At 42.4% G+C, this 25,235-nt stretch carries 19 protein-coding genes and 1 tRNA gene; 8 read left to right on the forward strand and 12 right to left on the reverse strand.

What is annotated here, in order from left to right; genetic code table 11:
* Positions 1–36: 36 nt before the first annotated feature.
* The 3 genes from B3B27_RS04330 to dnaB form a co-directional block, all read right to left on the reverse strand.
* Positions 37–732: a porin family protein gene (locus B3B27_RS04330; RefSeq protein ID WP_238867890.1), complete on the reverse strand. Its 696-nt coding sequence runs from the start codon at positions 730–732 to the stop codon at positions 37–39.
* Complete coding sequence (locus B3B27_RS04335) at positions 729–2,729, reverse strand: muramidase family protein (protein ID WP_238867891.1); 2,001 nt, start codon at positions 2,727–2,729, stop codon at positions 729–731. Before B3B27_RS04335 ends, B3B27_RS04330 begins: the two co-directional genes overlap by 4 nt.
* Before the next feature lie 275 nt (positions 2,730–3,004).
* On the reverse strand, positions 3,005–4,540 hold the full coding sequence (dnaB, locus tag B3B27_RS04340; RefSeq protein ID WP_238867892.1) for a replicative DNA helicase: 1,536 nt from the start codon (positions 4,538–4,540) through the stop codon (positions 3,005–3,007).
* Positions 4,541–4,874: 334 nt separating this feature from the next.
* Between dnaB and B3B27_RS04345 the strand changes: the two genes are divergently transcribed.
* The 3 genes from B3B27_RS04345 to mazG all read left to right on the forward strand — a co-directional run bounded on the left by B3B27_RS04345 (position 4,875) and on the right by mazG (position 9,218).
* Positions 4,875–6,116 carry a serine dehydratase subunit alpha family protein gene (locus tag B3B27_RS04345; protein ID WP_238867893.1) on the forward strand — a complete coding sequence of 414 codons (1,242 nt, stop codon included), beginning with the start codon at positions 4,875–4,877 and terminating at the stop codon, positions 6,114–6,116.
* A gap of 241 nt (positions 6,117–6,357) precedes the next feature.
* Positions 6,358–8,397: a protein-disulfide reductase DsbD family protein gene (locus tag B3B27_RS04350; RefSeq protein ID WP_286834432.1), complete on the forward strand. Its 2,040-nt coding sequence runs from the start codon at positions 6,358–6,360 to the stop codon at positions 8,395–8,397.
* 44 nt (positions 8,398–8,441) lie between these two features.
* The gene (mazG, locus tag B3B27_RS04355) at positions 8,442–9,218 is read left to right on the forward strand and encodes a nucleoside triphosphate pyrophosphohydrolase (protein WP_286846934.1); all 777 of its coding nucleotides are present in this window, start codon (positions 8,442–8,444) and stop codon (positions 9,216–9,218) included.
* 1 nt (position 9,219) lies between these two features.
* Here mazG and B3B27_RS04360 read toward each other — a convergent pair whose 3' ends face one another.
* From B3B27_RS04360 to B3B27_RS04400, 9 genes are all read right to left on the reverse strand, one after another.
* Complete coding sequence (locus tag B3B27_RS04360) at positions 9,220–9,783, reverse strand: DUF2179 domain-containing protein (protein WP_238867896.1); 564 nt, start codon at positions 9,781–9,783, stop codon at positions 9,220–9,222.
* 58 nt (positions 9,784–9,841) lie between these two features.
* Positions 9,842–10,879 (reverse strand): threonine aldolase family protein, encoded by a 1,038-nt coding sequence (locus B3B27_RS04365; protein ID WP_238867897.1) that lies wholly within the window; start codon positions 10,877–10,879, stop codon positions 9,842–9,844.
* Positions 10,880–11,171: 292 nt separating this feature from the next.
* Positions 11,172–14,861, reverse strand: coding sequence for a methionine synthase (metH, locus tag B3B27_RS04370; protein ID WP_286846937.1), 3,690 nt, complete (start codon positions 14,859–14,861; stop codon positions 11,172–11,174).
* A 233-nt stretch (positions 14,862–15,094) separates the two neighbouring features.
* Positions 15,095–16,039 (reverse strand): nucleoside recognition domain-containing protein, encoded by a 945-nt coding sequence (locus B3B27_RS04375; protein ID WP_238867899.1) that lies wholly within the window; start codon positions 16,037–16,039, stop codon positions 15,095–15,097.
* A gap of 137 nt (positions 16,040–16,176) precedes the next feature.
* Positions 16,177–16,629: an SsrA-binding protein gene (smpB, locus tag B3B27_RS04380; RefSeq protein ID WP_238867900.1), complete on the reverse strand. Its 453-nt coding sequence runs from the start codon at positions 16,627–16,629 to the stop codon at positions 16,177–16,179.
* Positions 16,630–16,830: 201 nt separating this feature from the next.
* On the reverse strand, positions 16,831–17,382 hold the full coding sequence (locus B3B27_RS04385; RefSeq protein ID WP_286846939.1) for a YIP1 family protein: 552 nt from the start codon (positions 17,380–17,382) through the stop codon (positions 16,831–16,833).
* 126 nt (positions 17,383–17,508) lie between these two features.
* The gene (locus B3B27_RS04390) at positions 17,509–18,243 is read right to left on the reverse strand and encodes a hypothetical protein (protein WP_238867902.1); all 735 of its coding nucleotides are present in this window, start codon (positions 18,241–18,243) and stop codon (positions 17,509–17,511) included.
* A 34-nt stretch (positions 18,244–18,277) separates the two neighbouring features.
* Positions 18,278–19,579 (reverse strand): outer membrane beta-barrel protein, encoded by a 1,302-nt coding sequence (locus B3B27_RS04395; protein WP_238867903.1) that lies wholly within the window; start codon positions 19,577–19,579, stop codon positions 18,278–18,280.
* Positions 19,580–19,585: 6 nt separating this feature from the next.
* The gene (locus tag B3B27_RS04400) at positions 19,586–20,140 is read right to left on the reverse strand and encodes an RNA polymerase sigma factor (RefSeq protein ID WP_286849233.1); all 555 of its coding nucleotides are present in this window, start codon (positions 20,138–20,140) and stop codon (positions 19,586–19,588) included.
* A gap of 251 nt (positions 20,141–20,391) precedes the next feature.
* Between B3B27_RS04400 and sppA the strand changes: the two genes are divergently transcribed.
* The 5 genes from sppA to B3B27_RS04425 all read left to right on the forward strand — a co-directional run bounded on the left by sppA (position 20,392) and on the right by B3B27_RS04425 (position 25,234).
* Positions 20,392–22,167, forward strand: coding sequence for a signal peptide peptidase SppA (sppA, locus tag B3B27_RS04405; protein WP_238867905.1), 1,776 nt, complete (start codon positions 20,392–20,394; stop codon positions 22,165–22,167).
* A 1-nt stretch (position 22,168) separates the two neighbouring features.
* Positions 22,169–23,281 (forward strand): tetraacyldisaccharide 4'-kinase, encoded by a 1,113-nt coding sequence (lpxK, locus tag B3B27_RS04410; RefSeq protein WP_238867906.1) that lies wholly within the window; start codon positions 22,169–22,171, stop codon positions 23,279–23,281.
* On the forward strand, positions 23,238–24,050 hold the full coding sequence (locus tag B3B27_RS04415; protein ID WP_238867907.1) for a purine-nucleoside phosphorylase: 813 nt from the start codon (positions 23,238–23,240) through the stop codon (positions 24,048–24,050). The genes lpxK and B3B27_RS04415 overlap by 44 nt, the downstream gene beginning before the upstream one ends.
* Complete coding sequence (thiL, locus tag B3B27_RS04420; protein ID WP_238867908.1) at positions 24,050–25,081, forward strand: thiamine-phosphate kinase; 1,032 nt, start codon at positions 24,050–24,052, stop codon at positions 25,079–25,081. The genes B3B27_RS04415 and thiL overlap by 1 nt, the downstream gene beginning before the upstream one ends.
* 80 nt (positions 25,082–25,161) lie before the next feature.
* Positions 25,162–25,234: transfer RNA gene (locus tag B3B27_RS04425), tRNA-Phe, on the forward strand.
* The last annotated feature ends 1 nt before the right edge of the window (position 25,235 follow it).

The following is a 25,235-nucleotide window of genomic DNA, read 5'->3' on the forward strand; positions in this document are numbered from 1 at the left end:
CAAAAGTAGTACATTTTTCTTTATGTACAAAATTTTTTATCTGATTTTTACGTAATAGGTCAGCTTTGCCTCAATTGCACGATGCGCTGACCGTGAGAAGAAGGCATTTTCGCTTCTACGGCTGGTAAAGAGGTCACCCAAACCAAAATAATAACGCCCTTCAAGATCGAAATCGCCAATGGGAGTTTTCAGAGCAACTCCTGCTCCTCCAATCAGGCCATAATCCACAACACTCATTTCACTTCGCGGACTGTACTGAACACCGATACGGGCATCGGGGCTGGCCGACCTGCGGGCTTCAAGGTCATCGGCAAGTGCCTGGCTCATTTTCTGTTTATCCCCAATAAGAAAACTTATTTGCGGACCGACATTAATTATAAAACGGAAGCTATTACCAAAATAGATATGAGTCATAAAAGGCACCTCAACATAGTTTAGCGTTCTGGAATAATCAAACCCTGATTCCGGGTCGAACTCCTCTTTCCATCCTCTTTGTGCAAAATTCAACTCTCCAATCAATCCCAAATGTTTTTCAGAGATCAGTTTAGCAGCAATGCCACCATGAAAACCGATATTCAATTTCTGCTGAATGCCTGGCACGAAGTCCATGCTTGATGAAGCAACGCCTCCACCGGCTCCAATATAAAGCTCACTTTTAAAAGTCTCCTTTTGCGCATAGATAAAACTACTGCACATTAAAATAACAGAGACAATGGAGAAGAAACGTTTCATCTGCTTTTGTCAGTTTTAATAATCCTTCCGTTCGTGTCATATAGAACCAGATACTGTCCGGTATTAATGAAACCGCCCCAATTGTTTGGTCTTTCGAAATTGAAAGTAAACTGAAGGGGGGCTAAACGCACCTGCCTCATATTTTGCTCAAAACTAGATCCGTACCGGTGCATAGCGGTCAGAAAAAACAGTGCTGTATCGTACCCCCACATAGCATAATTAGGATAGGTATCCATCAGTTTTCTGTCATACCATCTTCGGAAATCATCAATGAAAGCCTTTGTACCGGGATCACTATCATCAATAAAGAATGGTGTAAAGATATAGGTGCCGAAAAGATGGTAGTCATCTTTCAGGTTCGAATATGTCTGCCACTCAGGATACCCGTACAGACGTGTCATAAATGCTGAATCTGAATCACGCACCTTTTTCAGTTCATCCATTATCTGGCGGATGGTACCTGCATCACCGCTAACAGGCACAATAACATTCTCCCTGTCGCTGCTCAACAATGAAAGGATAGAACTGCTGAGTGTGCTTGTCAAAGCAATAGTTTCGTATTTTATTTTATTACTCCGTAGATTATTCTGCAACATTGAAACGAACTCAATTTTATCGTTCAGCCCGCCATTTACAAAAATAATATTTGAATTTCTGAATGTCTGCAAAAAAGCTGAAGATGCTTTGTTGTATGATGAACTCAGCATCGGATTTACCTGAAAGATATTCCCGTTGTTCAATACTTCGCCGTTGCTTTGAGAGAATGGTACTACATACTTTATATTAAAGGCTTTTGAAAAATCGGATAAGACCTTTATCTGTGCATCGTTTACTCCTCCTACGATAAGGTTAAGCGACTGCATCTCCATTGTTCCCAGCAAGCTTTGCAGTTTTTTTGTGTCATTATCTTTTCCGATCTCAAAAACATATAACTCTATATTGGCACCAATGTTTTTCATTTTTTCAACTGCAAGCAGAAACCCTTCATAGTACTCCTGCAATCGTAGATGCGCCCTACCAGTTTCATCCAAAAATGGTAACAGCAACCCCACCCTGATCATATCTACCCTTTGTGAGCGGACACTCTGTGACAGAAGCCGGTTAGCTTCGTTGATTGCAGACCGTGAATTTTCGTCTAAAGCACTTTTTTTCACTGGTACAATAATCTCCATATTGGTTTTCAAGCCCCTTTGAAGAGATGAATTATAACGTTCAATATCCTCAATGTCAACACCGTAAAGAATTGAAATACTGTACAGAGTTTCTCCTTTCTGAACCTTATGTACTATGTTGGTAGTCTGATTCTCATATGGAGTGATCACCTCATACGACTCGAAGAAAGGTATCCGTATTGTTTTACCTATCTGAAATGTCTCTACAGACAAACCGGGGTTGGCTCTCATTACATCTTCCGGTTTGAGAGAGTAGGTTCTGGAAACAGAATAAAGCGTCTCTTTCGGGAGGATGGTATGATAACGATAGTTATCTTCTTTAACCTCGCTAATGACCCTTCTCTGAGGGATTGTAAGAATCTGGCCTTCAGAGATTGTTTGGCTGGAACCTGGATTTAGCCGGTATATCTCATCAACTGTAGTATTGTACATTTTAGAGATACTATACATGGTTTCCCCACTCACAACAGTATGGCTGAAGGTTGAATTCTGATCTACAGGGCGTGACGGCCCTGAGCTTATTTCGTTGGTGCCGGCAGACAACAGCCCTGAATTATCCTTAGTGACCGGGATAAGCAACTTCTGGCCTCTTTGCAAGCCGCTGCTTGCCGAGGGATTGTTACGAATAATCTCTGCAACAGAAACCGAGAAGGTGCGCGAAACAGCATATAGGCCCTCACCGGGTTGTACACTGTACTCGTAGTACTTCTGACCGTTAACGGTAACGGTTTGGTAATGCAGATTCTGCGCCAGAAGTGAAATGAGTCCTGTGTTCAAAAAAAGAACAATAGCAATAATTTTGCTTATCCTAAGCATGTTACCCATCTTTATCTGTTTTTAATGTGAGGTCACTTATACAACTTTTAACGGACAAAAGTACGAATATTATTTTGAATTGTACCTTATAACATCATGAGCGGCCTGTAGTTTGACAGTAATTAAAACAATTTAAACACAATTATAGTTATAATCTTTTATTTACTCTTTACACGTAACTGTTTCACAGGATTATACAGGAAAACTTCAGTGTTAACATATTAAGTTTAATAACTGTATGAAAACAGTATGACACAGAATCTATAATGCAGTCACACTTTCTATTAGAACGGGAGAGGATCTTTATTTTGTGAAATAAAATCGGATGAAGAGAACGATGATTCACCCGAAGGTTCTGCCTGTTTTGAATTTTTATTCATCTTTGAAGGGCGTTCCACATATCTCTTACCTACAGCATACTCGTCAAGATTCTGAAAACGCGCGTATTCACTATCGAATCTCATGTTGGCTATGCCCGTAGGACCGTTACGATGTTTCGCTACAATGATCTCCGCAATACCAACCAAAGAGTTTCCGCGATCATCTTCAGTGATACGGTAATATTCCGGCCGGTGGATAAAGCATACTATATCGGCATCCTGCTCAATTGCTCCAGATTCGCGAAGATCGGCAAGCTGCGGCCTCTTCCCTTCGGTCCCCTGGCGTGTTTCCACACCCCTGTTAAGCTGTGAAAGAGCAATAACAGGAATATTAAGCTCTTTTGCCAGCCCCTTCAACGATCGCGATATCATGCTCACCTCCTGTTCGCGGCTGCCAAAACTCATTCCACTGGCATTCATAAGCTGCAAGTAGTCGATTATAAGCACTTTCACATCATGCTCACGTATCAGGCGGCGCGCTTTTGTACGCAACTCAAACACCGACAGGCTGGGTGTATCATCTATATATATGGGTGCATTATATAAAAACTTGTGATTTTTGTCAAGCCTCTCCCACTCGTCTTCCGAGAGTCGCCCACTTTTAATGCTCTCACCTTTTATCTGGCATACATTAACAATTAAACGATTCACCAACTGCACATTAGACATTTCCAAAGAAAAGATGCCGACAGGCTGTTCATAATCGAGTGCAATATTTTTTGCCATTGAAAGGACAAAAGCCGTCTTTCCCATAGCAGGCCTCGCAGCGATAATAACAAGATCAGACTTCTGCCAGCCTGAAGTAAGCTTATCCAACTCCTTAAAACCGGTAGGCAAGCCACTCATACCATCCTTCCGGTTTGCAGCCAGCTGAATATTCTGCATCGCCTCCTTGATAATAGGATTGATCTGTATTACGTCTTTCTTTACGTTCCTTTGCGAAATTTCAAACAGCCGCCCTTCGGTTTCTTGCATCAAGTCATCCACATCAACAGTTTCATCAAAAGCCTGTTGTGAAATCTCAGAGGAGAAAGAGATAAGTTCTCTAGCCAGATATTTCTGGGCAATGATGCGAGAATGATACTCGATATGCGCTGCAGATGCAACTTTTTCTGACAGCTCGGCAATATAAACTGCGCCACCTACCGTCTCAAGTTCTCCTCTCCTCTTCAGCTCCTCTACCACCGTAAGCACGTCCACAGGCTTCTGTTGCATGGCGAGTCCCTGAACTGAACCGTAAATAAGCTGATGAGCAGGGTCATAGAAACTTTCAGGTTTCAATATCTCACTAACTACCGAATAGGCATCCTTTTCGAGCATCAGCGCACCAAGCACTGCCTCTTCTAGTTCTTTGGCCTGTGGAGGCAATTTACCTATATCAGGGGCAACAACTGTTTTTTCTACTACTTTTACAGAGGGTCTTCTTTTTTGTTTTTCCATTTCAACAAATATTTACTTAATGAGTGTAAAGTTAGGGAGTAATTTATTCCTTTGAGAATTTTGTGCTCCATTCTTCCCCAAAAGTTATTAACAAGGTGTGTTGAAAACTTTTCTTCAATACAGTTAAACAAATAAGGCATGCTAAAATAAAATTTACCTGCCAATCATTAAAGCATAGACAAGCACCATTGCAACGGCAACAATTAACCATCGTTTCAATTCTTTCAGGAAAGCATTTAAAAGATTGGCCAAGTTTACGTATCTTTGCCGTTAGGTAACAAAAAAAATCGACAAAGTGCTTTCATATGAAGAGAGACTGCAAATCAGACTACTGATGCAGCAAGAAATTATTCCGGCTATAGGGTGCACAGAACCTATTTCAGTGTCGTTATGTACTGCCAAAGCGACTGAGATTTTAGGTGAAAAGCCAGAGAGAATAGTTGTACATCTAAGTGCGAACGTTTTAAAAAATGCCATGGGCGTCGGCATTCCCGGTACCGGGATGAACGGGCTCCCTATAGCAATAGCTTTGGGTGCGATTCGAGGTAAATCTGCTGATTGTCTGGAACTGCTTAAAGATTTAACACCTGATGAAGTTGAAAGCGGAAAGAGTTATATTAACGAGAAGAGGATAAATGTAAGATTAAAGGAAGATGTCTCCGATAAATTATTCATCGAAGTGCATTGCAGTAGAGGCAACAATTATGCCAAAGCAATCATCAGCGGAAACCACACGGCTTTTTCTTATCTCGAGAAAAACGGAGAAGTACTCCTGGATAAGAAAACAGATGGCCCGGAAGTATCAGATATCGCCGTTCAGCTCTCTTTCAGAAAATTATATGATTATGCAACAGAATCCCCTATTACAGAATTAAACTTTATACTCGATGCAGCTGAGATGAATAAAAGAGCAGCTGAGATTTCTGGTAAAAGGCACTTTGGACACAACGTTTCAAAAAATATTAAGGGAGCAAAAGGGAAAAAAATTTTTGGGGATAATCTGCACAGTAGAATGGTAGCCTCAACTGCAGGAGCCTGCGATGTTAGAATGGCAGGTGCTGCTGTTCCGGTCATGAGCAATAGCGGCAGCGGAAATCAGGGAATTGCAGCAACACTTCCGGTACTGACATATGCCGAGAACGAAAATTGTTCTAAGGAACAGCTTGTCCGGGCACTTATATTAAGTAATCTGTCAATGATTTACATTAAACAGCATCTGGGACGACTATCTGCACTTTGTGGTTGCGTGGTTGCTTCTACCGGTGCCAGTTGCGGAATTACCTACCTCATGGGAGGGAATTATGAACAGGTTACTTATGCTGCGAAAAATATGATAGCCAACATCACCGGCATGATTTGCGATGGTGCCAAACCCAGCTGTGCACTTAAAATTGCGAGCGGTGTCTCTACCGCAACACTTTCCGCATTAATGGCAATTGAAAATGAAGTTGTTACCTCGCAAGAAGGAATAATAGATGACGGGATTGACAAAACAATTAAAAATCTGGCATTGATTGGAACAATTGGAATGACAGAGGCTGACAAGATTGTGCTAGATATACTAACAAGCAAATAGTTTCAAGCTACAATGGTGTACAACCTGTCAACAAAAAATCACATATTCAACTATACCCTCATAGAGTTGATACATGTAAAAAGCTCAACAATCTACAATTTAACCGTAAAACAGTAACTGTTTATTTAATGATGAAAAAAGAGTTTTAACTCAACAAAATTGTTTATAACCGATATTAACCTAAGATATTAAGTTCCGTTTATTAACTTTGCCGATTAAACTCAGAAAAATCATTTTAAATATGAAATCAGTAACCACCCTCTTTGGCTTTCTGTTTCTTTTTACCTCCCTCATATTAGCCCAGGACGAGGTGAAATGGAACTTTTATCTTGAAGATAAAGGAAACGGAGAAATAGATCTGGTTGCCGAAGCAAAAATTAAAAAAGGATGGTATCTTTATGATACAGATATACCGGACGGAGGCCCTACACCCACTCAACTCAGCATCGATAAAATTACTGGAGCGGAGCCTTCGGGTAAATTTCATGCCGATGGTAAGCATGCAACGGTAAAGTACGATGCCATCTTTGGTATGGAAATAGGTAAATTTCAGGATAATGCAAGGTTTGCACAGCGACTGAGAGTAACTGATAAGGACAACTTCTCTATTCAGGGCGATGTCCGTGCTCAGGCGTGTGACGACTCAAGCTGCACTCCTCCCCTACCTCACGATTTTTCGTTTACTTCTGCTCAACTGCCGGTAACATTTACAGAAGCCCGCTCTCCCGTAAAAGAGAACAGTGACGCAACATTTTTTCCGGGATTGTCACCAGTTTTGGTTAATGATGCTCTGAAAGAATCTACGGCTGACACCTTAACGTCAACGAAGTCGGCTGAGATTGATAGTGATATTTTGTGGGCTCCTGTTATTGAAGAGTTACAAAATTTCGGGATGAAGGGCAGCACTGCAGGAATGTCGTTGCTCTGGATATTTTTTGCCGGTTTCATCGGCGGCCTAATTGCTTTGGTTACACCCTGCGTATGGCCAATGATCCCTATGACGGTAAGTTTTTTCCTTAAACGTAATAAAGCAGAGAAGAAAAATGCTATCACCGAAGCAATGGTATATGGAAGCGCCATAATTGTTATATATTTAATCCTGGGACTTCTAATTACCGGAATATTTGGCGCCAGTGCGCTGAATAATCTGGCTACCGGCGCACTGTTCAATCTGATCTTCTTTGCCCTTCTGGTTTTTTTTGCCATCGCCTTTTTTGGCGGCTTTGAGCTGGTGCTGCCATCAAAATGGACAAACAGGATGGATGAAAAAGCAGATAAGACATCAGGTGCTATAAGCATATTCTTCATGGCTTTTACATTGGTATTGGTGTCATTTTCCTGCACAGGGCCCATCATAGGAACGCTACTGGTGGAAGCTGCAGTATCGGGCAGCATACTTGGGCCGGCTATCGGTATGCTTGGATTTGCCATTGCCCTTGCAATTCCTTTTGTGCTTTTTGCCATATTCCCTTCATGGCTGGCCAATATGCCGAAATCAGGAGGTTGGCTCAACTCTGTGAAGGTTGTACTGGGATTCCTTGAGCTGGCACTGGCACTGAAGTTTTTGTCTGTTGCCGACCTGGCTTATGGATGGGGGATTCTCGACCGGGAGGTATTCCTTGTGTTGTGGATTGTAATCTTTTTTATGCTTGGGATCTACCTTCTTGGGAAGATAAGGTTCCCCGGCGACAGTGAACCGCAGCATGTAACCATACCACGACTTTTCCTTTCCATAATATCAATCGCATTTGCCATTTATATGATCCCCGGGTTATGGGGCGCTCCATTAAAGGCTATCAGCGCCTTCTCGCCTCCTTTGTACACCCAGGACTTTAATCTCTACAAAGGGGAGGTACATGCCAAGACTTTGGATTATGAAACCGGCATAAAAATGGCAAAGGAACAGGATAAGCCAGTTCTTATAGATTTTTCCGGTTATGGATGTGTAAATTGCCGCAAAATGGAGGCATCGGTATGGACCGACCCGCGTGTAAAAAATATCCTTGACAATAAATATATACTCATTACTTTAATGGTAGATGATAAAGCCCGCCTTCCGGAAATCATTGAAGTGAATGAAAACGAAAGGAATACGCGACTGAAAACTATTGGCGATAAATGGAGTTACCTGCAGCGGCACAAGTTCGGAGCCAATGCGCAACCATATTATATAGCACTTGATCATGAGGGCAAACCGCTAAGCCCTTCATATGCCTACGATGAAAATGTAGAGAAATATTTAGAATTCTTGCAGACAGGATTGACAAACTTTAAAAAATAGTTTATCTGCATAGGCGCCTCCAAGGCGTCTATGCCGTTTCAATTATGAACAGAAGAGAACAAAAACTGGAGGCATTCGGCCGATTGTTGGATATTATGGATGAGCTTCGCGAAAAATGCCCATGGGACAGGGTACAGACCAATGAAAGCTTACGGGCAAACACAATAGAGGAAACCTATGAACTGGCTGAAGCAATTATCAACAATAATAACAACGAAATAAGAGAGGAGCTTGGCGACCTGCTCCTGCATGTTGTCTTTTACTCTAAGATTGGAGAGGAAAAGAAAGCTTTTGATGTTGCCGATGTTTGTAACGCCATATGCGACAAGTTGGTCTTCCGCCATCCGCACGTTTTCGGAGATAAGAATGCCGATTCTCCCGTCACTGTAGAAAAATCGTGGGAGCAAATAAAACTTAAAGAAAACGGGGGAAACAAAACTGTTCTGGAGGGCGTCCCATCGTCACTTCCTTCATTGGTGAAAGCCTACAGGATACAGGACAAAGCCAGAAACGCCGGATTCGACTGGAACCGGCGCCATGATGTATGGGACAAAGTGAAAGAAGAGATAGGAGAGCTGGAAGTTGAAATCGAAAATATGGACCACGACAGGATGGAAGATGAATTCGGCGACATGCTCTTCAGCATCATCAACGCAGCCCGTTTGTATAAGGTGAATCCCGACAATGCACTGGAACGTACCAATCAAAAATTCATCTACCGGTTTAACTACATGGAGAAGAAGGTGAAGGCATCAGGACGTTCACTCAAGGATATGTCACTTGAAGAGATGGAGTCTATCTGGCAGGAAGCTAAAAGATGAATTACTTGCCAATACGCCAGCGCGAAAGAATAGTTTTTCTTTTCGGAAATATCCCGTTCTGTTTGGTACGTACATCCTCCACCACATAGAATATGTTGTTGTCGAAATCGGTTAGCAACTGCTCCAGATTTTTCATCTCTTTGCGGTCGACAACAGTTTCAATAATATCCACCTCTTTGGTTGAACCCACTCCATGAGTCAACGTTGCTCCAAAGTCGAGCTTATTAAGTGATTGAACCAGTTCTTTGCCATTCTTCTGAGTATAGATACGACATAATACAATACCGTATGCAATTCTGTTCTCAATCAAAATACCTACATAATTCCCCGTCGCATAACCGGCAGCATACGATAAATAAGATACCAGATCGTTTGCACGGGTAAGTATCTGAGAGATTACAACAATCCAGATAAACACTTCAATAAAACCGATGACAGGAGCTATATTTTTTGCACCTTTCGATACAAAGATTATACGCAGTGTGCCCAGTGTCACATCAATAATGCGACCGAAAAAAATGATGACAGGCAATAGCCAGGGATAAACGTCTAAAAAATCGAACATTATATTATATATTTATGATAATCAGGAGAAAGTATTTCAATTGAAAGGGGACATTCCCTTATGCTTTTTTTAAATCAGCAAGTTGTTTCAGATAACTGACAAACTGCTCAATATCCTCATCAGTGGTATCCCATGAACATACAAGTCGCATTTCATTGCGGCTCTCATCCCAGTCGTAGAAAAAGTAGCGCTCCCTGAGCTTGTCTGTTATCTCTTTAGGAAGAATAAAGAACAGGGCATTCGATTGTACCGGTTGTGTAATTTCTATTCCCTCAATTCTGCTCATTTCGCCATGTAGCTTCTGTGCTGCATTATTTGATCTCTTAGCATTATCCAGCCAGATGTTTTCATTCAAATATGGAATAAACTGTGCAGAAATAAATCGCATCTTGGAATAAAGTTGAGTAGTTTGCTTCCGGTAATATTTTAGATTCTCCGCCAACTCTTTACGCAATGGCACCAAGGCTTCACCAAACATCAACCCGTTTTTGGTACCTCCCAAAGTGAAAATATCAACACCGCAATCTACAGTTATCTCCTTAAGTGAAATATTTAACCAGGCACATGCATTGGCAATTCGAGTTCCGTCAACAAAGAGATACATATCATGCCGGTGAGCCAGATCAGCAAGTGCCTTCACTTCCTGCGGTGTATAAGCGGTACCCAGCTCTGTAGTTTGAGAGATAGCTATCACTTTCGGCTGAGAGTGATGTTCAAATCCAAAACCATGCAAATATGGAAGAACCAGGCTGGGGGTCAGCTTGCCGTCAGGCGTTGGAATCTCTTTGAGAGATGCCCCTGTAATCTTAACGGGCGCACCGCATTCGTCCACGGCAATATGGGCAGTCGAAGCACATAGGATAGAATGGAATGGCATTGTACAAGCCTGTAATGCAACAACATTAGCTCCCGTTCCATTAAACACAAAACAGGAAGCCACCTTTTTATCCCCAAGGATAGAGCAGATAATCCTTTCTGCTTCACAAGTCCACTCATCATCGCCATAGGCAATTGCGTGTCCTGTGTTCACATCTGCCAAAGCCTCCATTATTCGCGGATGAACACCTGAATTATTGTCGCTTCCAAAGCTTCTCATAATAGTCTTTCCATTTTTGATCCAAATATTTTTGGATAATTCGTTTAAATAATTTTTATACGAGCCCACTTAAAAGAAGTCGTTTTTCAATAAAACAGCCCTGAATAACTGTCAGTTGAATTTTAAAAACTCTTATTCCTACATTTTTTCAAGTAGGCTCTTATATTATATTTTGAAATGAAAGCGTTTTCATTTACAAAATCATGCGTTTACAATTTATATGTTGTTTACCTCAGGTTTTTTCTCGTTCATCATCGCTATATAACAGATTAGCTTACAATTTATATGTTGTTTACCTCAGGTTGGCAAGCAGGAACTTCCTAATCTCTTCCGGCTTCATTCCTTTACGTTGTGCATAGTCGGCCACCTGCTCTTCCGATATCTCACCTATTGCAAAATATTTCGAGCAGGGATGTGCGAAAAAGAACCCGCTAACCGAAGCATTGGGATACATTACGCCATTCCCGGTGAGAGAGATGCCAATATCAGCTGTTGAAAGCATATCATGCAGCTTAAAATTCACCGTCTGATCAGGTATGGACGGGTACCCCACCGCGGGGCGAATACCATTATACTTACAAGCAAACATCTCCGCGATGGATAGTTCCTCATCAGCTGCATACCCCCAGTAATAGCGTCGTACTTTTGCATGCAACCATTCTGTTGCCGCTTCCGCCAGACGGTCTAACAGCGACTTCATAAGCAGAGAAGAGTACTCATCTCCATCGTCCTTATATCTGAGCAGCAGATCATCAGCACCGCAGCCGGCCGTAACCGCGAAAGCACCAACGTAATCTTTCTTACCCGAACTGTATGGAGCAATAAAATCGCTTAAGCAAAGATACTCATTTTTTTCATTCTTCTTTTGTTGCCGCAGAAATGGGAACTGCACCCCGCCAATATTAATAGTGTCATTTTTGCTGTAAGCTTCATAAATACCAAAAACAGCTCTTATATAATCCACATTATCCGACACAAACCTTTGCAGCATTTCCAGGGCATCGTAATACAGCTTCGCGGCTTCCTGCCCTTTCTCGCGATCATCGTCACGATACGACTCAAGCCACATGGCACGAGCATTAATGCTGTTATTAATTTTGGTTATAGTATGAAATTTTGCCGGCAGATTCCATGCATGAAAGAAAAATTTCCAGTCTATATAGGGAATAACCCATGCAATCTTTATATCATCAAGCTTCACTCGCCCCAAGGTAACCGGGGCAACCGCTTTAAAATTGCTCCAGTCCATAGAACAGGCATTGAGCCTTGCCTCATCAAGAGAGACCAGCTCAGAAACTTTACGGGACTGGTTTTCACGAAGCAATGTATACTCATTGCGTACCTTATGAATATAATCGCTCCTGTTTTCCTCACTCATCAGATTGGCAACTGCCAAAGGGCTCTGCGATGCATCTTTCACGTAAACGACCGCACCCTGTGTATATCTGGGTTCAATCTTGAGTGCCGTGTGAAGCTTAGAGGTGGTAGCTCCTCCTATCAACAGAGGGATGGTAAATCCGGCTTTTTCCATCTCTTCGGCTACAATCGCCATCTCTTCAAGAGAGGGTGTGATCAGTCCGCTTAACCCTACAATATCAGGCTTTTCCTTGATCACTGCCTCAATGATTTTACCGGGAGGGACCATGACGCCCAGGTCGATGATCTCGTAATTGTTGCATGCAAGTACAATAGAGACAATATTTTTACCAATATCATGCACATCTCCTTTTACAGTAGCAAGCATTACAGTACCTGCTTTACGCGCCTTGCCACCGGACGATTTTTCAGCTTCAATGGCTGGTTGCAGGATGGCTACGGCATTTTTCATTGTACGTGCAGCTTTCACCACCTGGGGCAGGAACATTTTACCTTCCCCGAAAAGATCTCCCACACGATTCATACCTGCCATTAGCGGTTTATCAATAATATCCACCGCTCGAGGGTATTTCTTCAGTGCTTCGTCAAGATCCTCTTCCAGATAATCCCCTACTCCTTTTACCAACGCATATTTCAACCGTTCTTCTATCGGTAGGATACGCCACTCCTCTGTTCTTGATTGTTCCGGGTTAAATGTCTTTTCACTCTTTATCTTCTCTGCATAGGCCATTAGCCGGTCAGTGGCATCATCACACCTATTCAGCACCACATCCTCCACCAGCTCTTTTACATCATAAGGAATATCTTCGTAGATAACCGATTGAGAAGGATTCACAATCCCCATATCCAATCCCGCATTGATGGCATGATAAAGAAAAACTGAGTGCATTATCTCCCGTACATTTTCATTGCCACGGAATGAAAATGAGAGATTGCTAACCCCTCCGCTCACTTTGGCATAAGGCAAATTATCTTTAATCCATTTAACAGTATTAATGAAGTCAACCGCGTAGTTCCTGTGTTCATCAATGCCGGTAGCGACAGAAAGGACATTGGGATCGAAGATTATATCTTTTGCATCGAATCCGTGCTCCGTAAGCAATTTGTACGCACGGCTACAAATCCCGATACGTCGTTCAAAGTTATCTGCCTGGCCCGTTTCATCGAAAGCCATCACAACAACTGCCGCACCATATCTCTGCACAAGCCCGGCCTGTCTCAGAAACTCCGCCTCACCATTCTTCAGAGAGATGGAGTTGACAATCGCCTTGCCCTGAATACATTTCAGGCCGGCTTCAAGCACCTCCCATTTTGAAGAGTCAATCATTACAGGTACTCGAGACACATCGGGGTCGGAAGCAAGCATGTTGAGAAAACTCGTCATCTCCTGCACTCCATCAAGCAGTCCATCGTCCATATTGACATCCAGCACCTGTGCTCCATCCTCCACCTGCTTTCGGGCTATATGCAGGGCTTCATCATATTTCTTCTGCTGAATAAGCCTCAGGAATTTTCTTGATCCTGCCACATTGCATCGCTCTCCTATATTCAAAAACCTGATCTGTGGCGACACCTCCAGCATTTCCAAACCCGACAGTTGTAAATATTTCGGCGGGGCCGATTTCCGGTGCGGCACGGCTCCCTCTACCAATTGCACATACTCTGCAATATGAGCGGGAGTGGTACCGCAACATCCACCCACAATATTTACAAGACCCTCATCAATAAACTCTTTAATCTGTGCTGCCATCTTTTCAGGTGTCTCATCATATTCACCTAACTGATTTGGCAGCCCGGCATTGGGATAGGTAGAGATATAACATGGTGCAATACGTCCCAACTCTTTCACATACGGCTTTAGTTCAACTGCACCGAATGAACAGTTCAGGCCTAATGCCAGAGGTTTGGCATGACTCACGGAAGTAACAAAAGCATTCAGTGTTTGGCCTGAGAGGGTACGCCCTGCCTTGTCAGAGAGAGTTGCGGAGAGAATGAGTGGTATTTTCCTGCCTGTCTCAGCAGCAGCCTCTTCGGCAGCAAAGATTGCGGCTTTAGCATTAAGAGTATCAAAAATGGTCTCTATCATCAGCAGATCCACACCTCCCTCAACAAGTGCCAAGATCTGCTCTTTATATGCAGCTTTGAAGCCGTCGAACGTAACAGAGCGATACATTGGGTTCTCCACCTGCGGACTCATTGATGCTGTCTTGTTGGTAGGCCCGATGGAGCCGGCAACAAAACGGGGCTTGTCTGGCGTTTTCAGTGTATATTCATCTGCAGCTTCTCGCGCAAGCCTGGCAGCAGAGAGATTTATTTCGGTAGCCAGGTGGCTCATATGGTAATCGTGCAAAGATATCGCAGTTGCGTTAAACGTATTAGTCTCTATGATATCGGCTCCTGCAGCAAGGTATTCCCTGTGAATCTCGCCAATTATATCGGGACGAGTGATCGAAAGCAGGTCGTTATTGCCTTTAAGCAGCGATTGAGATCCTTTAAAACGTTCACCACGAAAATCTGCTTCAGTTAGTTTGTAGCACTGTATCATTGTACCCATTGCACCATCGAGAATCAGGATGCGATCGGATAATATTTCTTCAATATTCATTGATTTTGTTTATTCTTGTTTTTAATAAACGCAAAATTAATTGTTATCTGCCATCCGGCACATAGAAATCGGCACAAACTGCCTTAAATGTCCAGATCTCTTTGTTAATACCAGATCTCTTTGTTAATAACTGTAATCTGTTGTTCGGCAAAATACAATCATCGCTATAAAACAGCACAACCAAACAGTTGTCAGACTCTTATAGTTTCAAAATTAAACATTAAAACTGATATTCAAACACCTTCAATCTTTATGCCAATATCCCCATACCTTAATTTCATGATAACCCTTCTTATCCATACTACCAGCCAGGCAGCCACAAATCTGACTCCAAGTATCCACCAGATTGAAACACCAAGTGCAACGAACAAAAGATTGTCTTCCAGAACAGAGTGAGATACAGCAAGGTGATAATTCAGCAGGCTTGCATCGGTTCTTGTCACCTTTCCCTCCCTCATCTGATCCATCATCAGCGCCCCGCCATAAGCCAGACCCACTATATAGCCGATAAGCCACAGGAATCCTGTACTCTCCGGCAATCCAAAAAACTTCAATATGGGTGCTATTCCCCTGCTTAGTTTGGGAATAAGTTTATAAGCCTCTAGAATGTTATACAGCAGATTCAACATAAACACTATAGAGGTTATAAGCAGCGCAATACTCATCGAACTCTTCAGCCACGCAAGCAACACATCTGCCACGGAGTTCATGGCTTTTACGCCGACATGTGAGAAAACAGGCATACCCATGTTTTGAGGGAGAATAAGGTTCAGCACCACACCGGTAATTATACTCATTGCAATCCGCAATATTGACATAGACCAGAACGAAGTACCTGTCTTTGCCTGAATAGCACTCTCCACGGGAAGGTTATGAGATATCTGGCACATCAGCGCAAGTATGGTCAGTTCCCTCAGCGTAAGGGGCATTGATGTAATAATTGCCAAAGGGGCATAGAGAGGTAGAAAAATACTTGTAATGAAAACAATGGCCGTACTTCCGGGCAAGCCCATATATACAAAAACCGGGTCAAGAAATTTGGCTAAATAGGCAAGGGCTCCAAAATAGTCCAGGAATCTGACTGCCAAGGATATCGGAAGAATTATTTTAAGCAGCCACAGGGTTGTGTAGCCCGATTTTTTTACAGCAGGGAAAAATATATCGTTTCTAAACTGCATTGATAAATACGAAAATTAAGTAAATAAAAACTCTACAAGTATAAAGCTATGAAATATGGTAATAAGTGATTCTTGTGATGATACACAACTCTCAGTTGTGCGTGCATTAAAACATAAAATTTGTCAGTAAGAGCTTATTACTTTTTAAACATCCTGTCCATATCCCTCTTATCCTCCTTCTCTTTCAGTGACTGCCGTTTGTCGTACTGCCTTTTTCCTCTGGCCACTGCAATCACCAGCTTTGCCAGTCCTTTCTCGTTAATGAACAAACGAACGGGAATAATTGTAAATCCTGTCTCCTTGGTCAACCGTGAAAGTTTTCGCAGCTCGTTCCTGTTAAGCAACAGTTTCCGGTCGCGGCGAGCATTGTGATTATTATAGGTGCCGTAAAAATATTCCGATATATGCATATTACGCACCCATAATTCGCCATTTTGGAACAAACAATAGGTATCCACAAGGCCAGCCTTGCCTAAACGGATCGATTTTATCTCAGTACCTGTAAGTACAATACCTGCAGTGAAAGTCTCAACCAGTTCGTAGTCGAACGTGGCACGCTTGTTCTTTATATTTATTGGAGCTTGCTTCATACGATTATATTATTTTTTACATCAAGGTGAACAGCACTCGCTGCAATAATGTAGCCTTTCCTGGAAACATTTTGCCTGCAAGTTTCATTATTGAGTTCCCTCCGAAAAGTCTCTATTATTAAAATAGGATCAAAATAGCTGTTGATATTCAATACATTACGAATGGTCATTCTTTATATTTTGATTTCAGGAACGGACTCATTATTTTATCAGGAATGAAAAGATAATATTCACAAGTGCAGGCGTCAGCATTACCAGCGCCGATGCCATAACGGTAAAATTTGTACGTTTATCCTCCGGAACTTTAATATAAAGCTGTGCCCCGGTGTTCACAAGATGTATAGTGTAAAATGCAAGTAACCATAAAATGAAAAAACCTGGAAGAAAAGGAATAATGATGTACAGCAGATAAATCACCACTGAAGAATATCCTACAAAAAATTGGAACTCTGCTAAATTTTTTTTCAGCCCAAACCGGGGAGCTGTTTCATTCAGGATATATGACACTACAAAATACCCCCCATACACAGCTACTATGTTAATAATAGTGTTTTTCAACGCATTCTCAAGACCTCCGTTGCGCGTAAACCATAAACCGCCAACAAAAGAGGCAAGTGCAATTATCCCAAAAACAGGGTGCAGGAAGCGGTAGAGGAAGTCATTCTGCGTTCTCTCTTCCCTTTCAATATATTTCCATTCTTCGGGAGACGCAACAATCAACTGCACGATAGTTACAAAAATATCTCTCCACATTACTTTTTGATTTTGGATTGCAAAGGTAACGAATTCCGATTAATATTTAGAATGAGAGAGAGATAAAAAAAGCAGCAACTACTTTTTTTCAGAGTAGTTGCTGCTGATTAGACGAGGTTGTTCGGCTTAATCTCCGGCAACTCTCATTTTGTAAACATTTGAATCTACAATGTCGTTGCGGTTCTTCAAATAGTATCTGAACTGAATCTTTATATCTTTAGTATTGGTTTGGCTTGTTCCTTCATACATAGCACGTATAGGTGCCATATTCAAAGCAATGATATCCGAACCTGAAGTTGTTGAAGCGCCTGCTTCAGGTGTTCCGTCTATAACAAGATGAATTTCAATAAATACTTCATCGTCATTAGCTCCTTCCTTGTTAATTTTATAGAACTCCAGTGAGACAGTCTGTCCCTTTTTGTACTCATAGGCATATTGAAACAGCCAGTGATCACCCAGGTATATCTCGTCTGCAGCATAATAAGGAGGGTCTATAGCTAAAAACTTATCAGGTGTTTCCACTACAGGTGGATCGGCCATTATCAGATCTGCACGACTTATCAGCTTTGGATCGCCTGAAATCACCACCTTATCAGCATACTTATCTCCAATTTTTTCTTCTCCATACTCCTCTTCCCAGCTATAGCGAAGAAACTGAAAAGTACCCGGAGTCATCCCCTGCATTTGTGCAGAGGTTATTAAGCGCCCGGTAAGGGTTCTTCCATAAATTTTTGATGATGCGTTATCCATAGCAATATAGGCTACGGAAGCTTCTGAATAGTTACTGTTTCCATCCCCAAGGCAGGAAGTCAACAGAAGAGTCATGCCGATTATGGCAAGAAATAAATTCGTTTTTTTCATTTTCTAATCTTTCAATATTTTGTTAATTCGTATATTAAAACTCATACCTGAGCCCTATGTTCAGATCCATCACGATCTTGCTGTCGGAATAGATAGTCTTGTATTCATTTTTTGCATCGAAATAGTATGCTCCGCCTATTTTTCCATACAGCTTCAGAGAGTTATATATAGGAAATGAAACTCCAACACCGGCGTTGACCGAGATCTGTGGATTGTGTTGTGAAATTTTCTTAACCTCTTTCTCTTGAGATGAACTGTTGAGATCCAACGCCTGCCCCTCTCCTGTTCTCCGGAATTCACCATATATATCTTTCTCTATTATGCCGCCTACAGAGGCATAAACATCTAACTTACTTAAAGAGAAAAGATTGTAATTCACGTTTAAAGGTATCCCCAGATAGTGAAGGCGCTGCGTTTCATGTACCTGAAAATTTGAGTTTTTATTTCGTGTTTTGGAGTAAAGAGAGGTATATATCAGGCCGGTCTCAATAGATAGATTATCTAACAAGGATTTAGATACCGTAATACCAAACGATACCGGCTGGTCGTGCTCCATTTCCGAAATATTATCGGCAGTATTGTTTGCCTGCAATAACATCTTATTGGGTTCGCCGGAATATTGGCTTTCAGGGGCTACGGCCGCACTTCGCAGGGTCATGGGCGAATTCACCGTTTGATGAAAAGAGGTTAACCCGCCCCTTCCGCTAAGTGTCAGCACAATATTTCCATTATCATTGTGAGATGACACATTTTCTGCAAACAACCCTTTTTGTCCTTCCACCACAATAAGCTCATCAACCAACAACCTTTTTCTCTGATTTTCCTCTGATTGACGCAATACCCGCAATGCGTCTGAGTCAGGCACTCTTGCCATGCCGCTGCGGGTTGAACTCTCACGGCGCAGCATGGACTCAATAATCCCTGATGGATCGGATGGGCGAACGGGGTTAATTCCCTTTCTTATTGCTGAACCCGATACATACTGCTTCACTTTGCCAGGGTGAGTAACAATAGCCTGTTTCAATGTTTCGGGCTGTTTTTTAATTTCTGCACCGCTACCGGGTTTTATATCTATTTCCGGAGTTGTTAAAGCAGATTCCGAAATAAGGGAATTACTTTGATCAACCTGGTTCCGGAAGAAAAGCACAGTACCTATCAACAAAACAAGGACAGCAGCAGCAGTGCAGGTGTACCATCTGCGCCGTACTGCAACCCTGGCTGCAGCATCAATCTTCAGCGATTGTTCCAGCATGCTCCATCCATCATCAGGGACTGATGCCCGGAAATCACTGAATTTCGACTGAAACTCCCTTCTAATATCGTTATCTGAATTCATTTATAGTTACTGTTGCTTTTTTAATATGGCTGAAATCTTCTTCTGTAATATGCTCTTTGCCCTAAATAATTGTGACCGTGACGCTGCCTCTTTTATGCCCAGCATGCGGGCGATCTCTTTATGTGACAACTCCTCAAAAATATACAGGTTAAAGACTGTTCTATATCCGGCAGGAAGATCCCTTATCATCTCCAGAACCTTCTCACGTGGAATATTTCCTATATCAAGAATATCATCCTCCGGCATGTTGGCTTCTCCACCATGTATATATCGATATTCTTCCATAAACCGGTATTTTTGCTTCTCTTTCCTGTAGTTTTCCAACGCCAGATTTACAAAAATCCGCCTCATCCAGCCTTCAAAAGAACCCCTGCCCGAATATGAGCATATCTGCGTAAAGACCCGGATGAATCCATCATGCAAGAGATCGCGGGCTGTTTCCTCATCGCCGCTGTAACGCATACATACCGCCATCATTATAGGTGCATATTGCTCATACAACATTTTTTGAGCATTACGATCCTGTTTCTTACATGCAATTATCAGTTGCGAATCATCCATCATTATCGCAGTTCATTAAATAGATGAGAAAAAAGAAAAAACGCTGCACTGACAGCCCTGTTTTTACCTCTATTTAGCTTTTTTTAAGTAATTATTTACCCCACTTATGATTAAAATTATTTTTAATCATCAAAATTAGTACCACGCCAAGGAAATACCAAGTGAAATTAATTAAGAATATGTAATTTTAAATTGTAGAGTAACTCTTTTTTCTTTATTTTTGTCCTGTTAATCAACTAAAAATTATTTCTATGAAGGATTTTCTAAAAATCATGCTCGCGTCTGCTTTGGGATTTATCATCGCAAACGTAATCTTTTCTTTGATTGCAATGATCTTCTTTTTCGGAGCAATGGGATCAGTTATTGATTCTATATCTTCGGAAAAATTCTCTCTTCAGGATAATTCGGTTTTAAACCTGCGATTAAGCGGCCCTATAAATGAACGTACCCCCGAGCAGGACCCGTTCACATCGATGATCAGTCGCGACGAAACCCAGCCAATTGGCCTGAACGACATTGTAAGTGCTATCCGAAAGGCCAAAAGCAGCGATAAGATCAAAGGCATCTACCTGGATTCGCGCATGATGTCGGCCTCCATGGCTACACTGGCCGAAATCCGTCAGGAACTGCTTGATTTCAAGGAGAGCGGCAAATTTATCGTTTCATACGCCGACATATATACACAGAGTGGTTATTACCTTGCCTCCGTAGCCGATAAAGTAGCAATCAATCCCAAAGGGATGCTCGACCTGCACGGGCTGGCCGCCACACCCATCTTCTTCAAGGATGCCCTTGACAAGCTGGGAATAGAGATACAGATCTTTAAGGTCGGCACCTATAAATCGGCCGTGGAGCCGTACACACAAAACGAGATGAGCGAAGCAAACAGAGAACAGCTGACCTCCATTCTGAATGACGCCTGGAGTTTCCTTAAAAACGATTTTGCCGAGTCGCGTTCACTCACTCCTGCCGGTATAGATTCTCTTGCCAACTTGCTGCCGTTGATCCGGGAAACCGATTTTCTACTTTCTTCCAATCTTGTAGATACGCTTCTTTATGAAACAGAGATGAAGGATTATCTTCGCTCGTTACTGAATATCGAAAAAAACAAAAAAATTCCATCGGCAACGGTAGCAAACATGAAATCGGTAAAAACTAAAACAGTCAAGAAAACCGATAATACAATTGCTATCCTCTATGCAGTTGGAGAAATCATTTCCGGTAACGGCTCATCCGGTATCCAGGATAAATATATTGTGGATCAGATTGAAAAACTGAGGATGGATGAAGAAATAAAGGCAGTGGTATTCCGCATAAATTCAGGTGGAGGGAGTGCCTATGCTTCAGAGCAGATCTGGAAAGCGATCAACGACCTGAAGTCAGAAAAGCCGGTAGTAGTTTCCATGGGCGACATGGCTGCCTCCGGAGGGTATTATATCGCCTGCAACGCCGACAAAATAGTTGCCCAGCCTACAACCCTAACCGGATCGATAGGGATATTCGGCACCATACCTAATTTAGAAGGTACATCCAAAAAAATAGGAGTAAATATCGATGAAGTAAAAACAAACGAGTTTTCAGATTTCGGGAATATTTCACGTCCTTTAAATGATAAAGAGAAACAGATGTTTCAGACAATGATAGAGCGGGGGTATGACCTCTTTCTAACGCGTTGTGCCGAAGGGCGTGATATACCAAAAGACTCAATGGCTCTCTACGCCGAAGGACGTGTATGGACAGGAAATCAGGCAAGACAAATTGGTCTTGTTGATGAATTGGGTGGTATTGAGAAAGCGATTGAAATTGCTGCCGATCTGGCTAACCTGGGAAAAAGCTATGTAGTTTTTGAATATCCCAGGCTACGATCAAGATTCGATGAGTTGTTGAACCCTTCAAAAGAGGATTTGGCCGCCAAAACTCTTAAAGAGTATCTTGGCTCAAGTTACGATCTGTTCATGCTCCTGAAAAATATTAAAGAACAGGATTACCTACAGGCCAGAATTCCTTTTGATCCGAACATTAAATAAAATGGGCAAACCTTCCGTCGAATTCCGTCGATCACTGCTGCCGTTATCATGGCTGTACAAAGTTGGGGTGAACTTTCGGAATGCACTTTTCGACAGAAAAATACTCAAACAAAAGAGTTTCAATATTCCTGTTATCTGCGTAGGTAATATCACTGCAGGAGGTACAGGAAAGACCCCGCATATTGAATATCTCATAAAATTGCTCTCCCCCGGGTATAAGGTCGCCGTTCTGAGCAGGGGATACAAACGTAGTAGCAAGGGTTTTATGATTGTTAATACCGATTCAAAAGCGAACGAAGCGGGTGATGAACCTTTACAAATAAAGCTGAAGTTTCCAGATACGCTCGTCGTGGTTGACAAAAACAGGGTAAACGCAATTGAAAAGATACTTAGCATTGATAAAAAAGAGAGGCCAGATGTGATTTTGCTCGATGATGGATTTCAGCACCGGTATGTACAGCCCTCGCTATCCATTCTTCTGGTAGACAGCAACCGTCCTGTGTTCGAAGACCGACTGCTTCCTGCGGGGATGCTTCGCGAGCCGTTGAAAGGGAAAGACAGGGCATCTATCGTACTGGTTACCAAATGCAATCCTGACATGCAGCCAATCGACTTCAGGATTTACACGAACGGGTTGAACCTGTACCCTTACCAGAAGTTGTTTTTCACATCACTCGATTATGGCACAGTCAGGCCCGTCTTCTCCGAAATCAGGGAAGACCGTTATCTATTGGACGATCTACGAAAGAAGCACGTGTTTCTTGTTACCGGTATTGCTTCACCTCAACCGCTGGTAGAGAAGCTTGAGCATAAGACATACAATCTCTATACGCGTTTTTTCCCCGATCACCATTTTTTCAATGATGCTGATGTGCAATCCATTCGTGAGCAGGTTGAATCATTGGAAGATGATAACAAGATCATTCTCACAACGGAAAAAGATGCCGTACGTTTCAGGGCGTTGCCTTTTCTGGATGAGGAGATAAAAAAAATACTCTATTACATTCCCGTTCGCATAACATTTATAGATGAGAAAGAAAAAGAATCATTTAATAAGAAAATATTAGAACATGTTAGAAGCTATCAAACAAACAGCAGATTATCTGAAGAGTAGAATTGAAGAGATTCCAAACACAGCCATTATTCTGGGTACGGGCCTGGGGGAACTGGTGCATGAGATTGAAGATAAAAATGAAATTTCCTACACCGAAATACCAAATTTCCCGATTTCCACGGTTGAAGGGCACAGCGGGAAACTGATTATAGGCAAGCTTGGCGGCAGAAAGGTGCTGGCCATGCAGGGGCGCTTCCACTACTATGAAGGGTACGATATGAAACAGGTTACTTTTCCTGTTCGCGTCTTCCAGTCCCTGGGTATAGAGTACCTATTTGTTTCCAATGCAGCCGGAGGGATGAACCCCAGTTTCGACATAGGCGATATCATGCTGATTGAAGACCATATAAACATGTTTCCCGAACACCCCCTTCATGGTAAAAACTTCAATGAGCTGGGTACACGCTTCCCAGATATGAGTGAAGCTTACAACAAAGAGTTGCGTCTGATGGCAATGGAGATAGCCAGGGAGAAAAACATCAAACTGCAGCACGGTGTCTACGTCGGTGTGCAGGGACCTACCTTTGAAACACCGGCCGAGTATAATTTTTTCCGCGTAATCGGTGGAGATGCAGTTGGAATGTCAACCGTTCCCGAAGTTATCGTTGCCAACCACGCGAGAATTAAAGTGCTTGCGTTTTCCATTATCACTGACCTGGGCGTAATAGGCAAGATTGTAGAGGTTTCTCACGAGGATGTGCAGGAGGCCGCCAAAATTGCCCAGCCAAAGATGGCGGAGATTATGCGTACCATAATCCAAAGGATCTGATGAGCCGCACAGAAATAGCCAACTTAGGCGAGTTTGGCTTAATAAATCACCTGACCAAAGACATCATCCCCAAGCAGGAAACAACCATCAAAGGGATTGGCGATGATGCGGCAATATTGGATTATAGGGGGAGAAACATACTGGTGACCACCGACCTGCTTCTGGAAGGTATACATTTCGACCTCATCTATTTTCCATTAAAGCATCTTGGATACAAAGCAGCGGTGGTCAACTTTTCCGATATATACGCAATGAACGGGATACCACGGCAGCTAACGGTATCTCTGGGTATTTCCAAGCGATTCTCGGTAGAAGACCTCGAAAACTTTTACAGTGGATTAAAGCTTGCCTGTGAAATATATGGAGTGGATATAGTGGGAGGTGATACCTCTTCCTCGCTTACCGGATTAACAATCAGCATCACATGCATTGGCTCGGCAGACAAAGAAAAAATAACCTTCAGAAATGGCGCCAAAGAGACAGACCTTATTTATGTTTCGGGCGACCTGGGAGCCTCTTATATGGGCTTGCAGCTTTTGGAAAGAGAAAAAGCAGTGTTCGACGGAAGCGGCGATTTTCAACCCGATTTTGCAGGAAAAGAATACCTGCTGGAACGCCAGCTCAAGCCGGAAGCTAGAAAAGATATCGTAGCACTGCTTGCAGAGAACGGAATTGTTCCTACCTCAATGATAGATATCTCGGACGGATTATCGTCTGACCTTCTACATATCTGCAACCAGAGTAATGCCGGTTGTCAAATTTTCGAAGAACGGCTTCCTATCGACTATCAGACAGCTATGATGGCCGGGACCTTTAACATGAACGTAACGACAGTGGCTCTAAGTGGAGGAGAAGATTATGAGCTTTTGTTCACAGTTCCATTGCATCTGCACGACAAGATGAGTACCATGCAGGGAGTTCATCTAATAGGGCATATCACCAAAGCCGAAAAGGGATGTTATCTAGTCACACGCGATGGACAGGAGATGCAGCTAAATGCTCAAGGATGGGATCCGCTGACAGTAGAGTAGATTTTTTTGACTTTTTTATTTACAAATTTTGTAAATCTCAAAAATGCGCTTATCTTTGCACTCGCAATTTGAGCAATGTTGGTGCCATAGCTCAGTCGGTAGAGCAAAGGACTGAAAATCCTTGTGTCCCCGGTTCGATTCCTGGTGGCACCAC

It is taken from the genome of Proteiniphilum sp. UBA5463 (assembly GCF_002427225.1).
In the GTDB taxonomy this organism is placed as follows: Bacteria; Bacteroidota; Bacteroidia; order Bacteroidales; family Dysgonomonadaceae; genus Proteiniphilum; species Proteiniphilum propionicum.

Bases quoted from the DNA above. Each gene is read 5' to 3' on its own strand.
- B3B27_RS04330 (WP_238867890.1), bottom strand. From the start codon at position 732: ATGAAACGTTTCTTCTCCATTGTCTCTGTTATTTTAATGTGCAGTAGT.
- B3B27_RS04335 (WP_238867891.1), bottom strand. From the start codon at position 2,729: ATGGGTAACATGCTTAGGATAAGCAAAATTATTGCTATTGTTCTTTTT.
- dnaB (WP_238867892.1), bottom strand. From the start codon at position 4,540: ATGGAAAAACAAAAAAGAAGACCCTCTGTAAAAGTAGTAGAAAAAACA.
- B3B27_RS04345 (WP_238867893.1), top strand. From the start codon at position 4,875: ATGCAGCAAGAAATTATTCCGGCTATAGGGTGCACAGAACCTATTTCA.
- B3B27_RS04350 (WP_286834432.1), top strand. From the start codon at position 6,358: ATGAAATCAGTAACCACCCTCTTTGGCTTTCTGTTTCTTTTTACCTCC.
- mazG (WP_286846934.1), top strand. From the start codon at position 8,442: ATGAACAGAAGAGAACAAAAACTGGAGGCATTCGGCCGATTGTTGGAT.
- B3B27_RS04360 (WP_238867896.1), bottom strand. From the start codon at position 9,783: ATGTTCGATTTTTTAGACGTTTATCCCTGGCTATTGCCTGTCATCATT.
- B3B27_RS04365 (WP_238867897.1), bottom strand. From the start codon at position 10,879: ATGAGAAGCTTTGGAAGCGACAATAATTCAGGTGTTCATCCGCGAATA.
- metH (WP_286846937.1), bottom strand. From the start codon at position 14,861: ATGAATATTGAAGAAATATTATCCGATCGCATCCTGATTCTCGATGGT.
- B3B27_RS04375 (WP_238867899.1), bottom strand. From the start codon at position 16,039: ATGCAGTTTAGAAACGATATATTTTTCCCTGCTGTAAAAAAATCGGGC.
- smpB (WP_238867900.1), bottom strand. From the start codon at position 16,629: ATGAAGCAAGCTCCAATAAATATAAAGAACAAGCGTGCCACGTTCGAC.
- B3B27_RS04385 (WP_286846939.1), bottom strand. From the start codon at position 17,382: ATGTGGAGAGATATTTTTGTAACTATCGTGCAGTTGATTGTTGCGTCT.
- B3B27_RS04390 (WP_238867902.1), bottom strand. From the start codon at position 18,243: ATGAAAAAAACGAATTTATTTCTTGCCATAATCGGCATGACTCTTCTG.
- B3B27_RS04395 (WP_238867903.1), bottom strand. From the start codon at position 19,579: ATGAATTCAGATAACGATATTAGAAGGGAGTTTCAGTCGAAATTCAGT.
- B3B27_RS04400 (WP_286849233.1), bottom strand. From the start codon at position 20,140: ATGGATGATTCGCAACTGATAATTGCATGTAAGAAACAGGATCGTAAT.
- sppA (WP_238867905.1), top strand. From the start codon at position 20,392: ATGAAGGATTTTCTAAAAATCATGCTCGCGTCTGCTTTGGGATTTATC.
- lpxK (WP_238867906.1), top strand. From the start codon at position 22,169: ATGGGCAAACCTTCCGTCGAATTCCGTCGATCACTGCTGCCGTTATCA.
- B3B27_RS04415 (WP_238867907.1), top strand. From the start codon at position 23,238: ATGTTAGAAGCTATCAAACAAACAGCAGATTATCTGAAGAGTAGAATT.
- thiL (WP_238867908.1), top strand. From the start codon at position 24,050: ATGAGCCGCACAGAAATAGCCAACTTAGGCGAGTTTGGCTTAATAAAT.